General features: G+C 33.9%; 13 protein-coding genes. All 13 read left to right on the top strand.

Translation table 11 applies throughout. From position 1 onward, the window contains the following. Positions 1-319: 319 nt before the first annotated feature. Entirely contained in the window at positions 320-730 is a 411-nt protein-coding gene (locus BAQ44_RS09420; RefSeq protein WP_071721512.1) for a hypothetical protein, read from the top strand. A gap of 58 nt (positions 731-788) precedes the next feature. Beyond that, entirely contained in the window at positions 789-3,332 is a 2,544-nt protein-coding gene (gene mobP3, locus BAQ44_RS09415; protein ID WP_071721511.1) for a MobP3 family relaxase, read from the top strand. Positions 3,333-3,589: 257 nt separating this feature from the next. Then, a complete protein-coding gene (locus BAQ44_RS09410; RefSeq protein WP_240514314.1) occupies positions 3,590-5,275 on the top strand; it encodes a VirD4-like conjugal transfer protein, CD1115 family in 1,686 nt (561 codons plus the stop codon). 36 nt (positions 5,276-5,311) lie between these two features. After that, positions 5,312-5,668: a conjugal transfer protein gene (locus tag BAQ44_RS09405; RefSeq protein ID WP_240514313.1), complete on the top strand. Its 357-nt coding sequence runs from the start codon at positions 5,312-5,314 to the stop codon at positions 5,666-5,668. Positions 5,669-5,685: 17 nt separating this feature from the next. After that, positions 5,686-6,543, top strand: coding sequence for a conjugal transfer protein TrbL family protein (locus BAQ44_RS09400; RefSeq protein WP_015670408.1), 858 nt, complete (start codon positions 5,686-5,688; stop codon positions 6,541-6,543). A 5-nt stretch (positions 6,544-6,548) separates the two neighbouring features. Further along, positions 6,549-6,884 (top strand): PrgI family mobile element protein, encoded by a 336-nt coding sequence (locus BAQ44_RS09395; RefSeq protein WP_000390116.1) that lies wholly within the window; start codon positions 6,549-6,551, stop codon positions 6,882-6,884. After that, positions 6,884-7,567: a TraC-like domain-containing protein gene (locus tag BAQ44_RS09390; protein WP_000051765.1), complete on the top strand. Its 684-nt coding sequence runs from the start codon at positions 6,884-6,886 to the stop codon at positions 7,565-7,567. The genes BAQ44_RS09395 and BAQ44_RS09390 overlap by 1 nt, the downstream gene beginning before the upstream one ends. Positions 7,568-7,570: 3 nt before the next feature. After that, positions 7,571-9,463 (top strand): VirB4 family type IV secretion system protein, encoded by a 1,893-nt coding sequence (locus tag BAQ44_RS09385; protein ID WP_001151311.1) that lies wholly within the window; start codon positions 7,571-7,573, stop codon positions 9,461-9,463. Between the two features lie 113 nt (positions 9,464-9,576). Beyond that, positions 9,577-11,070: an NlpC/P60 family protein gene (locus BAQ44_RS31790; protein ID WP_071721509.1), complete on the top strand. Its 1,494-nt coding sequence runs from the start codon at positions 9,577-9,579 to the stop codon at positions 11,068-11,070. 23 nt (positions 11,071-11,093) lie between these two features. Next, positions 11,094-11,561, top strand: a complete 468-nt coding sequence (locus BAQ44_RS09375; protein WP_249024724.1) for a hypothetical protein — start codon at positions 11,094-11,096, stop codon at positions 11,559-11,561. Between the two features lie 17 nt (positions 11,562-11,578). Beyond that, entirely contained in the window at positions 11,579-12,889 is a 1,311-nt protein-coding gene (locus tag BAQ44_RS09370) for a response regulator transcription factor (protein ID WP_071721508.1), read from the top strand. Between the two features lie 450 nt (positions 12,890-13,339). Beyond that, a complete protein-coding gene (locus BAQ44_RS31380; RefSeq protein WP_223698062.1) occupies positions 13,340-13,687 on the top strand; it encodes a hypothetical protein in 348 nt (115 codons plus the stop codon). A 71-nt stretch (positions 13,688-13,758) separates the two neighbouring features. Then, positions 13,759-14,460: S-layer homology domain-containing protein (locus BAQ44_RS09360; protein WP_211274088.1), on the top strand; the 702-nt coding region annotated here is incomplete at its 3' end.

Raw genomic sequence — 14,460 nt, 5'->3', positions numbered from 1 at the left:
TGAAAGATCATTTCGTTACACGAAGTGATCTTTCTTTTTTTTGCGTAAATCCAATAAATATATAGAAAAATCGGGGGATACGGAAGGACGGAACGAAGTGGAGCGAACGACATTTTTTTCGCTCTTTGAGCAAAAAAAATTAGTAATGCAGGATAAGGGGGACGCCACATACGTGGCTACAACTACCAGGCAAAGCCTGGTATATCATGGTTTTTTCGTGAACACATTTGTGTTCATTCTACTTTAATAAAATGCTTTTATGTGGGAACAAAATGTGATACTATTTTACTAGTACTAAATAACTATGTAGCAACAAAGTATGGTGGTGATAATTATTCATAAAAATAAAATTAGTAGGTATAATGACCTACTCAGAGTCCGAGTTCCAACAGATTTAAAAGCGAAATTAAATGCGGTAGCAGAGGAGAGGGGAGAAGATACAGCAGATGTAGTAAGGCGTTTTTGTGAAGAGGGATTACACAGGCATTATGCAGAAAATAATATGGATTTTATTAAAGTTGAAATACGAGAAGCTTTAAGAGATGTACTGAAACCTTCGGTAGAACGTCTTGCGAAAATTGGTGCTAAAGGATCAGTTTCAGCAGGTACAGCGATGTATATGTTAGTTGAATCATTAGGTAGACAGAATTTAGATGTTAAAGACATATATTCTCGTGCACGGATTAAATCTGTAGAAAGTTTAAGGTCAAAAGGAGATATTGATGAATAATAAATTACTAATTTTTTAAAATTTTTGATTTGATTTATTGAAAGGTATAAAAAGAAGTATGAAAGCTCCATTTATCATGAAAACAAGTTTTTATTTACCTAGCACTTCTAATGCTAAAAAAAATAGTGCCCATGTTGAATACATAGGAACAAGACCAGGCGTAAGTATGGAAACAACAAAAGACTTTGAAGAGTTAGAAGAAAAAACAGATGCCGCACATCATGCAAAGTATGCTGGGGAACGCCCTGGATCACATGGCCTTTTTACCCAAAATAGTAATGAAGCTCTCGTTTTGAAAGACGTACAAAAAGAACTAAGAGAGCATGACGGGGTTGTTTGGCGAATGATACTTAGCTTAAAAGAAGAAGATGCTTTGAATCTAGGATTTACGGAAAAAAGGAAATGGGAAGATCTTCTTCGTTCGACAGTTCCAGATGCAGCAAAAAAAATGGGTATTACAGAAAGTAATTTGAAATGGATTGCCGCCTTTCATGAGGAAAAGGGCCATCCGCATGTTCACCTTATGATGTGGGAAAAAGAGACTAAGCGTGAAAGAGGGGCTTTGTCTAAAGGGGAACATAGAGATGTAAAAAATGTATTTATGAATGAAATATATCGTGAAGAAAGGCAGGAATTAAATTTAATAAAAACTGTAGAACGTGATTTCATTCGAGAGTTCGCTTTAGACAACGTTGTAGATGCAGTCAAAATGTTAAAAGGTTTAGATGAAGTAGATAAAACACAAGTTGGCATTGCACCACGCATACACACGCATGATATTGAAAAATTGCAGAAGTCTCTTTATGAACTTTCCAAAATGTTACCAGAAAAGGGCCGTATGAGTTATGCATTTATGCCAGATGAGGTCAAAAAAGAGGTTGATGAAATATCAAATTGGTTAATAAATCGACCTCAATTTATGGAATCTACAGAACGTTATTTATCATCCGTAGAAGGTCTAACAAAATTACATTCTCATGATCCTGAAAAAATAGAATTAGCGAAAGAAAAAGCAATGAAAGACATTCAAAAAAGAGTTTCGCAGGTTCTTTTAAAGGGTGCATTAGAGACAAGGATTAATTTTCTACCAAAAGTTGACCAAGAAAAAGCGATGAAGGCACAAATGCAATTTATAAAAGCTAATGGTAAACCGAAACAAGATCTTAGTTATGATGTGACTAAAAAAAGTGCAGCATTATTAAAACATCTATCCTTTTCGGAAAATGAAATCAAAAGGGTTTTTGAAACCTGGTCGGAGAAAGCGGATTTGGGGGTTAGTGAAAAAGAAATTAGCAAAAGTATTGCTAATTCATCAAAAGAAGATATTAAAACTATTGATGAAAAAGACATTAAAACTGGAGCTGAAATACTAAAATTAGCAGGTTGGACAAATAATGAAATTATATCCAAGTTAAATAGATACGATGACGTTTTAGATGGGATTGAAAAAGTTTTAAATAAGATCGAAAAAAAAGCGAACTCTAACTTTGTATCGAAAAAAGATTTTAGCAAGATTGAGGAAATAACAGATGTATCTGTGGATTATCCATATAAATTAGTAGAACGCAGTGAAGTTTCAAAAGAAGATGTGGATAAAATGATTGAAACATTTTCGCAAGGTATATGCAGGGATGAAGCGGCAGCTGGATGGACAGCGTTTTGCATGAGTGTTGCCCTAAAGCAAAGTGAAGTTTCTGAGAGTAAAAGAATTGATGTTGTTTCAAAGTGGATTCGTTCTAATGAAATAGCAGGAGTAGATTTGTATGCGATTAATGAAAAAATCGAAGAAGGATCTAATTTTTTACGTAAGAATACATGGGATAAAGTATTAGGAAATATAGGTGTTAAACCAGAAGATTTTAAATACCCATTCAAGACTTTTCAAGAATTAGAGTTTGACGAACAAAAAGCTGATGAAACTTTATTGCAGTTAGAAAATATTGTAGTCGAAAAAATGGAAGTGCCAGATAGAGAACATTTAACCGAGGTCTATGCAAGGATTTTAAGAGGCGTGGCATCTGACAATTCGTTATTTAAAGAAAAAATAAATGTTTGGGCTAAAAAAAGAAAGTTACCTCAAAGTTTAGTTACTAAGGTAATAAAAAAATATGAAAAAAGAACAAACGACATTGAATACTTAAAAAGACCTTTAAGAGTACAGGATATGACCGAAAAAACTATTCGGGATTACAGTAAGGTTCTATTTGCTACAGGCATGTCAGAAGAAAAGGTTAAAGATACCGTACTTGAATGGAATAGACGGGTGAAAAGTAATGCTCCACCCGAAAAAATCGAAAAAATAATTGAACAAGTAGGAGCTCTTAACGAGGAAAATCAAAGATGGGGAAAAGCAACCTATGTAAATAAAGAGAGTTATAAACAATTAAATGAGACTTTAAATGTTAAAGCTCCATATATTTATAAAATGCCATCATTCAAGAATCCGAACGCTTCAATTAATAAGATATGGAAGTCATTCTGGAATGAGTTAGAAAAAGAGCGTATGAAATCAGAAAAAGAAATGGAATATGCAAGAAAAAGAATGATGAGAGCAAAAGAACAAGAACAAAAACAAAGACAAGAAAGGGAAGAGAGAGGTTGAAATTCCGAATATTTTTAGTTGTTTTTGTGATTTTAGCTGATTTACTAATCTTACCAAAGATTGTATATAATTTAGACCTTTTATTTAAGGGAATTGATCTTCAAATTGTTATTAATAATTTAACTACATTTTCCGTTATATACCCATGGGTAATTTTGAAGCAATCTTATGGAACATTTTATTTAATATTACAGGGCTTTGTTGCCACAGCTATTGTTTTGATTATCTGGAAAGAAAATAGAGGCATAAAAAATAAAATGAAGAATGGTATTGGCGGTCCAGAGGCATCCGGTGGTGGGCAATTTGGGACAAGTAGGTGGCAAACTGAAAAAGAGAGAGATGCTAATAATAGTGTTTGGAAATATGAAAAAGAACCTATAAAAACAGCTGGTATAGTCCTGGGGGCTGATTTAAAAAAGAAAAAAGTATGGCTTGTATCGGAAGATGAACATACATTAATTATCGGTACAACTGGTTCAGGTAAAACACGAAGAATTATTTATCCTGCAATATGGACGTTAGCAAAAGCTGGCGAAAGTATGATTTTAACAGATCCAAAGGGTGAATTATATGCAGCAACCAAGAAATTCTTGGAAGAACAGGGTTACGAAGTAATAATGTTGGATTTCCGTAAACCTAAGGCTAGTACACATCATTGGAATCCAATAAAAGCTGTTGTAGATGCTTTAAAGGAAGATGATGAATCGAAAGCTTCTGAAGCAGCATGGAATATAGCAAACATGATCGTATATCAAAAAGAGCGTACGGGCGACCCTGTTTGGGCTACTGGAGCCGAAAGTGTTATTGCCGCATTGATTTTATATATAGCCATAGAATCAAAGAAAGATAGTCAAAAGCATATGGCTAGTGTGTTTCAATTGCTAGTTGAGTATGGGGTAGTTAAGAAACGTGAAATTGGCGATGGGATGATGGAGGAATATGTTCCCTTATTGGAATTGATTGAATCGTTAGAACGAGGCCACCTTGCAAAATTAGCATTTGCTACAGCTGGTATGGCTCCTGAAAAAATGCGTGGTAGCTTCTTTGCATCTGTTGCAGCAGATTTAAGATTATTTGCAGATCCTTCAATTGCATATATGACTAGTTTTCAAGATCACGATTTAAAACAACCTGGTGAAAAGAAAACAGCAACATTCCTTATTATCCCTGACGAAGTTAAGACTCGACATTTCTTAGCAACGTTATATATAGATCAAACGTATTTTGAGTTGGTTAATTTGGCAAATTCTAGACCAGAGGGACGAATTGCAATAAGAACTAGCTGTTTACTTGATGAGTTTGGTAATATGCCGAGAATTTCAGATTTTGACACTAAAATTACTGTTTCAAGGAGTAGGGGAGTTAGATATAACATTGTTGTTCAGGGATTGGATCAAATTAAAGAAAAGTATGGGAAATTGGCTAATACAATAACCGGAAACTGTAGAGTCTGGTTATACTTGTTGACTGGTGATAATGAAACAGCAGAAGTTATTAGTAAAAAATTAGGAACATACACAGTTGCAACTGATGGCTATTCAGCTACTACTAGAACGAAAGACTTTTCTGCTAGTTATTCACAGAATCTATCAAAACGTGAACTGTTAACACCTGATGAAGTAATGAGATTTCCAGATTTTGAAGCGATTGTTATTAGGCAACGTCAATATGCTACAAGAGTCCCTACTCCTGATATTTCGAAGTATCCTATTAAATTTATACCCATTGAAAGGGGTGATTTGGAGAAGAAAGATATTAGATTTGATGTATTTGATCCATTTAAAGCACAATGGGAAGGAGAACTTGAAGCAATCGAAAAAGCTAATGAGACAAATGATTTAGAAGAAACTGCTGAGACAGAAGAATTTGAAGCAACAATGGAAATTACAAATGAACCAATAGATGTAGCTGAACAAAAAGAAAGCTATATGGACATTATTTAGGAGGATTAGGGAATGGAAGAAAATAAAGATTTAAAAATGAATAAAGGTAAAAAGAAAAAAATTAGTTTTAAGCATTATTTAGCTTTTGCATTACCATATGTATTGTTTGCAGCACTGTTTGTAATTGATACTTCAGCATATGCGGCTGATGAGCCAAAGATTTATTCTGGTACTAAAAAAATGATTGGTGATGCTACAACATGGCTTATCGCATTAGTTCCTATTGCGGGTGGTTGTATGGTTGCTTGGCAACAGTTTAAAAAGCAAATGTCTGATAATGATCCAGCTGATATTGCACATGCAAATAAACGTACTAAACAGATTTTAATTGCAACAGCAATTGGTGTATCGGCTGTAGGGTTAATTAAATGGTGGGCTAGTTACTATAACTAAGAAGAAGGTTAAAAAACATGGGATTCATATTAGATAAGATATTTAACAGTTGGATTAATGGAGCAATTGAATTTTTCTTAAAAATAATTGCCGAAATTGCTGGCGTATCTGTTTATGTATTAGAACTAGATATTGTAAAACAGGCCATAATCTATACGCAAGTTATTGCTCTATCCTGGGTTGTAGTTGTTGTTGCATTCCAAGCTATATACACTTATATACTTAGAATGAATGGGGATAGTGGAGCAGATCCTATGGCACTTATAAAAGGTTCTGGTCAAGCGGTAGCAGTTATTTGTACGATGCCTTGGATTGTATCTTATGTATATAAATTTGGTACACAGATGGCTGTTGATGTAGCTAAATTACCTGGAGCCAAATGGGACAAGAGTACTAGTGAAATAAAGCAAACACTGGATTTAATTGCAAAATCAACATCTGTTATACCTCTATTTGTATTATTATCGGTTATTGTGGCTGTTGTAGCCATTATTATTGTTCTTATACAAACATCTATTAGAGCAGCTGAATTAGCTTATGCAGCTGTAGCGGGGCCACTTTTGGCTACTGGATTGGTTACAAATTCAGGGATGTATTCAGCTTGGTGGAAAGATGTTTTAGCGATATCATTAGCCCAGGCTTCACAGCTATTTATGTTAAAACTTAGTTTTGAGGCTTTAAAAACAATGGTATACAAAGATTTTCCGATTATGTCGTTATTCCTATTCTTGGGGATTCTTTGGGTGGCAATCAAAGTACCGAAAACCCTTCAAAATTGGGTTCATAGTACAGGAACAGGGAGAATGGCAACAGGCGTAGCTCAGCAGGCAGCTACAGCAGTTATAATGAGAAAAGCAATGACGAAGGGAGCTTAATATCTATGGAAGATAGAGAGTTTGAGAATCCGTATTTAATCCCTAAAAACATTAAAGCACGATTTGAATTAATACCTGGTTTTGGGTGGCGAGAAATTTTCGTCACCTTAGCAGGTGCAATAGTTGGATTTATGCTTTTACTGTTATTAGGAGTTTTCGGAATTCCTATAATTGTTAGGATATTCCTAGCTGTAATGTGTGCAGGTATAGGATATGGTATATCGGTTCAAAATCCACGTACTGGCGTGAACTTACTAGATATTTTAAAAATGATGAGGCAGTTCAATGCGAGACCTAAACGATTTTATTACGTTTTTGGTGAAGGGAGAGAAAGAGATTAATGAGTCTTTTTAAGAGTAAATCTAAAAAAAATCTTTCACCGGAGCAAGTTGCAACTCAAAAAAACAAAGCAGTTGCTCAACAGTGGATGCCCGTGATGGATATTAACAATGAATTGCTTCATTTGAAAAACGGTTCGATTGTAGGGTTTATAAAAGTTCAGCCTTTAAATATGGATTTATTATCAAAGAAGGAACAACGAAGAAAAATTAAAAGTTTAACTGAAGTTTATAACGGGATAACTCGTGGTCAACAAACATTAACTATTGCTAGACCAGTTGATTTAGATGGTTATATCTATAGACTACAAGAGAAAAAGGCAAATGAAGAAACTCCAGTTAAAAGAAAAATTATAGAACAGGATATCAAGCGTGCAATTATGATGTCTAGTGGTGGTGAGGCGGTAGAACGTCAATTTTATATCATAATATCAAGCCGAAATAACAAAGATGATATGGATCAGGATCAGTTACGTAGAACATGTAATGAAATTGCACAAGAACTTAAAGGAGCAAGTTTATCCGGACAAGTATGTGATGATCAAATGATTCGTGATTTACAATTCTTATTTGGAAATTCAGCACAATCTTCAGTGGAAAGAGCGCCGATAGATAATGGCCCATTTATACAAGCTTTTTATAATGGTAATGATACTGTAAATGATGAGGAAAATGAGGGAGCATAAAATATGGCGAAGGTAAAAGAAAAGAAGAAAAAGATTGCTGGCAAAAATCAATTGTCAGGATTCTTAGATGTAATTACACCTAGTGTTATAAATTTTCAGCCTAAACAATTAAACTATGGGGATAGATTTCAACGTGTACTTGTTATAACTGATTATCCTCAACGTGTAGGGGAAGCATGGCTAAGTCGAATTGCAAATATTCCTGGTGTAGTAACTTCAATGCATACGGAACCTATTGACCCATATGATTTAGTAAATGAAATTCGTGTTTCTATGGGTGAACTTGGAGCCAAAATTGAAAATATGGGAAATCCAGTTTCAAGAGAAAGGGCCCAGGATCAATATGATGATGCAAAGGCAATTTTAAAAAAGATTGATAGAGAACAGCAAAAAGTAATGTTAATGACGGTGGTACTTTTAGTATCAGCTGAAGATTTAGATGAATTAAATACGAGATGCCGAAGAGTAGAAAGTATGCTTGCAGCAGCAGGGTTAAGGGCAAGAACACCGATGTTTCTACAAGAAGAAGGATTAAGAACTGTAGGCCCATGGGGGATGATGGAAAATCGAATTAAAGATATAGGAGCTAGAAATATGCCAGCTGAGTCCGTAGCAGCAGGCTTCCCATTTGTATATTCAGGTCTTAATGACGGTGAAGGTATTTTATTAGGTACTGATAAAGGTGGAGGGATTATTCTTTGTGATTTCTGGACTAGGCGAGAAAGTAGAACAAACTCAAATCTAACTGTTATCGGCCGCCCAGGTGTAGGAAAGAGTACAGCTGTTAAAAAGATTTTACGTGGTGAGTATGGTCGTGGAACAAAAATTATCATTATAGACCCAGAAGATGAATATGGTGATTTAGCAAGAAATATGGATGGGGATGCTATTGATTGTGGGGGATCACAAGAAAGTCGAATAAACCCCCTACAGATAAGAGATGTCCCATTAGATGATAAAGATGAAAAAGAAAAGTTATATGAAGAAGTTGAAGGAAATAATAGTGGCCCATTAGCGTATCACTTTCAATTCTTACGAACATTTTTCAAACTATATTTAGGTAATATAAGTAGAAGAGATATGAGTTTATTGGAAGTAGCCTTAGAAGCATTGTATAACTCAAAAGGTATTAATTGGGCTACTAATCCACAAGACATACCTAATGAACAGTATCCAACATTAAAAGATTTATACTTTATACTATTAGATTTATCGAAGGAAAATGTGGAGGAACTTACAAAAAAATGGGGAGACTTATCCAACGTTTCTCTAACGGGTGCAAATAGCAAGGATTGGCTTGATCTATCTATTTTATTAAGATCAGCAGCGGTAGGAGCAGATTCATTTTTATGGAGTGGACCGACTACAATTAATCCTAAATCAGATTTTGTTGTATTAAATATTAAGAACTTACTAGAGGCGAATGATGAGATTAGAAGGGCACAATTTTATAATGTTTTAGGTTGGGCCTGGAATGAGGTTTCAAAAAATAGAAAAGAAAAGGTTTTACTTGGTGTGGATGAATGTTACTTATTAATTGATCCTGAAGTCCCAGAAACAATTAAGTTTTTACGAAATACCTCAAAACGTATTCGTAAATATGAAGGCGGTTTAATGGTAATAACACAGGATTTAGTAGATTTCTTAGATCCAGCTGTAAAGCGATATGGACAAGCCTTACTAAATAACCCTGTATATAAAATTTTACTAGGACAAGGTGAAAAAGATATTGAAGCATTAGAAAAATTAATGACTTTATCAGAAAGAGAAATACATACATTATCAGAAGGGAATAGGGGAGAAGCTCTATTTATTGCTGGTAATAGACGAATGCATTTAAAAATAGATATTTCTCCAGAAGAATTAATTATGTTTGGTGAGGCTGGAGGCCGTTAATAGAATTAAGGTGAAATATAAATATATTTGTTCTTAAAAGAACGTAGAGTTTATTTTATTAGGTAAATATTACTACTCTATGTTCTTTTTAGAACGTTTTAGAAGGTGAAACGGTGATTTACTTAAAGGCAGCTTTACTTTTAAAAGATTATTGGAAACCAATTTTGATGGTCTTGATAACTGGGATTGTTTTAGTGTTATTAGGCCCTTTTCTTTTACTAACATCTTCAACTCCAGGTGGAAAAGAGGACACCATTAAAAAATATATAGAGGTAGCAACTAACTTACAGATTAATTGGGTAGAACTGGTCGCATTTGATATGGTCAAGTACGAAAATCATTTAGATGGAAAAGATCCTCATGATTCAGCCTATCATTTTATAAAGCTTAAATATGAAGAATATAAAACAGAAGAAAAATGTATTAAAACAAACAAAGAAACTGGCCAATGTGAAGAGAAACAAACGCAAGAAATAGTTACATCTAGTAAAGAAATTAAAGGGAAAAAGGCAGTTCAAGATTTTTTTGCGAAATTTAATCTTTCAGGAAATAGTATAAGTAACAATATAAAGAAGATTAGCGATATGCCTGGAAAACGTGTAATAAGTTCCTCTGTAACATTAGATGAGGCGATGGATGATGCTAAGTTTACAAAGGATCAGAAAGAATATGTTAAAAAGCTGATTGAAGCAGGAACAATACAGCAGATGTTTCCCGATGCAGGTACAGGAACAGGAGCGGTGTGTACACCAAGCGGTACTTTAAATAAGGAATTAATTCGTCAACAGATGGATAAAGCGGGGAAATTTAAAGGGATGACAGATGATTTTATAAGCATAGCGGAAAAACATAAGATTGATCCAGTTATTTTTATTTCAATCGCATTTCACGAAACCGGAAGAGGAACATCAAGGGCGGTTCGAGAGAAAAATAATCCTGGAGGAATTATGGGAAGTGGAGGACTATGGACTTTTTCTACTTTACATGAGGGACTAGATTTTATGGCGAAGAACTTATATAAACTATACATATCACAGGGGTTAACAACAATTCCAAAAATAGGTGCTAAATATGCTCCAGTGGGGGCAAGCAATGACCCACAGGGAATGAATAAAGATTGGGTACCTGTAACTACACAAATAGCAAATTCATTGGGTGGACTAACGATGAATTGTGAAGCTGGAAATCAAGGTGGAGGTATAGTTTTAGATGGAAGTGGCGGACAAAAGTTTGATGCTAATAAAGTATATACATCTATGGCACAATTCCTTGGTAGACCTTACGTTTGGGCAGGTGCCAATCCAGCACAAGGTTTTGATTGTAGTGGTTTAATGCAGTGGAATTTTAGACAGGCAGCTGGGATAAATCTTCCACGTACAGCGCAAGAACAATATAATGCCACAGCAAGAGTAAGTAAAGAACAATTACAGCCTGGGGATCTTGTATTTTTCTATGGAACATACGTAGGGCCAAAAGTCACACACGTTGGAATGTACATTGGAAATGGGAAAATGATTAACTCAAACAGTTCGGGTATAAAAATTGATAATGTATTTGAAGGATATTGGAATAGACAATATTACGGTGGTGGACGAATTGTTCGTTAAGTATCTAAAAGGAGAGGGACAATTTGAAAAGTAGAGTGATTATAAGCGTGGCAGTCATATTATTTATGACGGTTTCTTATTTATTTATATATACTTATGGAGAAAATCGACAATTAAAAAATGAAATTGCGAAATTCCATTCAGAAGAAGAGGTAAAAACAGAAATGAATGGATTTATTAAAGAGATGTCTGAAGGTAAATCCGAGGAATTTGAAAAGTATTTGATTGGTGAAGCTAAAAAGAATTTTTTAAGTATAAAAGAAAGAAAGCAAGAAGATTTAAAGGTTAAGCAAACAGACATCCAAGAGCTTAGGGCAATAGCGAAAAATAGTGAAAAAACTAAGATTACATCTTATGCAACATATAGGACTACATATGATGTAGGTACGGATGTTATTCAATCCATTTATGTACAAGCTATTAGTGTAAAGGCTGAGTGGATTAAAACTGATACGGGTTGGAAATGTGAGCATTATGAAATTCATTTGTAGAAAGGTAGTGTGTAAGGATGGATGGTATTATAGCACGTCCTAAATTTGTTGAAGAGATAAAAGCTGCTCTCGAAAGAGAGGCTGCTTTTATAAAAATTGGTGAATTTGAAGAAGATAGTTTTAAGCAAGCTTGTTTTTCAGCAGCTCAGGTTTCGTTAAAGCTACTTTTAATTGATATAGGGGTTACAGATAGTGCTAGTTTGATAACTGGAATTAAATCTATTCGTGCTAGTAAGCCATCTATAAGAATTGTATTATTAGCGATAGATAAAGAGCCAGGGGATAAAACGGTAGCTGCTGTTGTGAGTATGGGCATTACAGATGTAATACCGTTATCGACTGAAACTATAGATGAAAAAGGGAAGGAGCGAGAAAACTTCACCCCTTTAATAGAAAAGCATATTAAGAGGAATACAACATATGCTGATGTTGTTAGATGGCATTATGAAGTAGGAAATGAATTTTCTACTTCTAATGAAAAGATAAAAACCAAGATACTTACAAAAAAGCAGGTTATAGAGAAAAAGATTTATGAAACAAAAACCGAGGTAGTATCCGTTGCAAATAAAAATATAGCAATATGCGGTTTAAGTTCGAAATCAGGTAGTAGTTTTGTGTCTATGAATCTTGCAATGGCAATGAGTGATTATGATCTAGCAATTTCTATAGTAGAACCACCAATAAATCCGTATTTTTTTGATACATTGTTACTACATGAACACGAAGAAGAGGATAATCAATTCATGTCAATTCCTCACATGATTAAACAAAATGAAATTGGAAACAAGGAGTTTAATAATAAGGTCTTTGATATTTATTGGAATGTAGCTGATACTAGAAAAAGTAAAATTGGTGAGTGGGGAATTAATGAATTAATAAAACAAATACATTTTGAGAAAAAGGCAATTAATATTGTAGACTTTGGGGGGAATGTACCACTAGATGCATTTAGCTATATGGATTATATATTTATTATAATAGATCCTCAACCTTATTTAATCGCCAAGGAAATAGATAGAGTAATGAATTTTGTAAAATTAAAGCAGGAAGGCCATCCAATATATTTTATCTTTAATAAGATGAATAAAGGGGTAGATGGTAAAGGTTTATGTAATTCTCTAGGATTAGAAGGGGTTATAAATATTCCACATATAGATCCCGTAATTACATATAACTGTCTATATGATGGTAGGATTCCATTTGAGCATAAAGATATAGATGAAGAATTTGTAGATAGTATGGATATTATAACAAAAGAAATTATAGGTAATAAGTACTATAAGAAGGAGAGGAAAACTTCTCTGTTTAATAGAATTTTTAAGAAGTGAAATATAGTGAATTTAATTTAATATTTATAAAAAAAGAATTGGAATATAGGTTGATAGTCCTTACTAACACCTATATTCCAGTTCTTTTTTATATTAATAAATTTTATTTGTAAAAAATGTGTACATTAATTTTAAATATGCTATAATGTTCCTAAAGGAACATTATTAGTTATATATAACTAATAAATAAATTTTTATATAGTTATAAATACCTAATATTAATGTTGAGTAGTTGGGGGTTGGTACATGAGTCTACTCATAGTTTCGCTGTTTATTACATATATGCTCTTTAACATTTATACAGATTTTCTGTACTTAAAAACTAAAGGTTACTGGCATCTTATATTTTTAGTTCTTTGTATCTGTCTGGGCGTAATAACACATATAAAATTATTAGATCTAATGTGTGTAGTTTGCGTTTCACTAGTTGTAGGGATATTGCGAGAGAATATGAAACTAATTCGTTTTTCTCCTGGTGACACGAAGATGATTATTGTTGCATCTTTGTTTTATTTCCTAATTAGCCCAGAGGAAGGCGTATTATATACAGCATTAATGGTGCATATTGCAATTTTCATGTGCTCATCAATTTTGACAGGATTTATTACTTTGTTATTGCTTTTCAAATCTTTTATACGATTTAAAACAATAACCGGATATCACAGTATTAAGTTTAAAAAAATGAATATCTCGCTAGTGACAGATGGGTGGAAGGTAACTCGTATGTACTATTGTTTGCCGGCAGCTATTTCAGTGCTAGGGGGTGTTATACCATTAATTCTAATATCATTGAAATAGATGAATGCATTGCTGGTTTTACGCAATGATTGTATATTAGAATAATGGAATTAAAAAGGAGGAAATAAATTATGAAAAAGAAATTATTAACTACAGCAACAGCATTGACTATTATGGGGACAGCAGTTTTAGGCACAGGAGCTTCAGTTAGTGCAGCTGATAATACAGATTCATTAAAATATAATGATGTTCCAGCAAATCATTGGTCAACGAAGGCAATTTACGATTTAACAAACCGTAAAGTAGTGCAAGGGTATGGAAATAATGTCTTTGGTTTTGGTGACAATGTAACTCGTGGACAAGTAGCACGTATGATTTATACATACGTAAAACCAGCGGATGCAGATGCTGGTTTCAAAAATCCATTTACTGATATTAAAGGACATATGTTTGAGAAAGAAATCTTAGCACTTGCTAAAGCTGGACTTGTGAGTGGATTTGGTGATGGGAAATATGGCCCAGATGATATTTTAACTCGTGAGCAAATGGCACAAGTACTTACAAATGCTTTTAAATTTAAGGGTACGAAAACAACAAAATTTGCAGATGTTGATACAAATTCTTGGGCTTATGGTGCAATCAGTGCATTAGAAGAAAATGGAGTTACAATTGGTACAGGAGGTAATATGTATTCACCACAAATGCATGTAACACGTGAAGCATATAGTCAGTTCCTTTATAACTCTATTAATGTAGTAGAAAAGAAAAAACCTGAGACTAAACCAGAAGTGAAGCCTGAGGAAAAACCTGAGACTAAACCAGAAGTGAAGCCT

Origin of the sequence: Bacillus mobilis (assembly GCF_001884045.1) — a bacterium.
GTDB classification, from domain to species: domain Bacteria; phylum Bacillota; class Bacilli; order Bacillales; family Bacillaceae_G; genus Bacillus_A; species Bacillus_A mobilis.
The sequence above is the reverse complement of the archived record's forward strand: the minus strand, read 5'-3'. Positions and strand labels throughout refer to the sequence as shown.

Coding starts and splice junctions, on each gene's coding strand:
- BAQ44_RS09420 (WP_071721512.1), top strand. CDS start 320: ATGGTGGTGATAATTATTCATAAAAATAAAATTAGTAGGTATAATGAC.
- mobP3 (WP_071721511.1), top strand. CDS start 789: ATGAAAGCTCCATTTATCATGAAAACAAGTTTTTATTTACCTAGCACT.
- BAQ44_RS09410 (WP_240514314.1), top strand. CDS start 3,590: ATGAAGAATGGTATTGGCGGTCCAGAGGCATCCGGTGGTGGGCAATTT.
- BAQ44_RS09405 (WP_240514313.1), top strand. CDS start 5,312: ATGAATAAAGGTAAAAAGAAAAAAATTAGTTTTAAGCATTATTTAGCT.
- BAQ44_RS09400 (WP_015670408.1), top strand. CDS start 5,686: ATGGGATTCATATTAGATAAGATATTTAACAGTTGGATTAATGGAGCA.
- BAQ44_RS09395 (WP_000390116.1), top strand. CDS start 6,549: ATGGAAGATAGAGAGTTTGAGAATCCGTATTTAATCCCTAAAAACATT.
- BAQ44_RS09390 (WP_000051765.1), top strand. CDS start 6,884: ATGAGTCTTTTTAAGAGTAAATCTAAAAAAAATCTTTCACCGGAGCAA.
- BAQ44_RS09385 (WP_001151311.1), top strand. CDS start 7,571: ATGGCGAAGGTAAAAGAAAAGAAGAAAAAGATTGCTGGCAAAAATCAA.
- BAQ44_RS09370 (WP_071721508.1), top strand. CDS start 11,579: ATGGATGGTATTATAGCACGTCCTAAATTTGTTGAAGAGATAAAAGCT.
- BAQ44_RS31380 (WP_223698062.1), top strand. CDS start 13,340: ATGAAACTAATTCGTTTTTCTCCTGGTGACACGAAGATGATTATTGTT.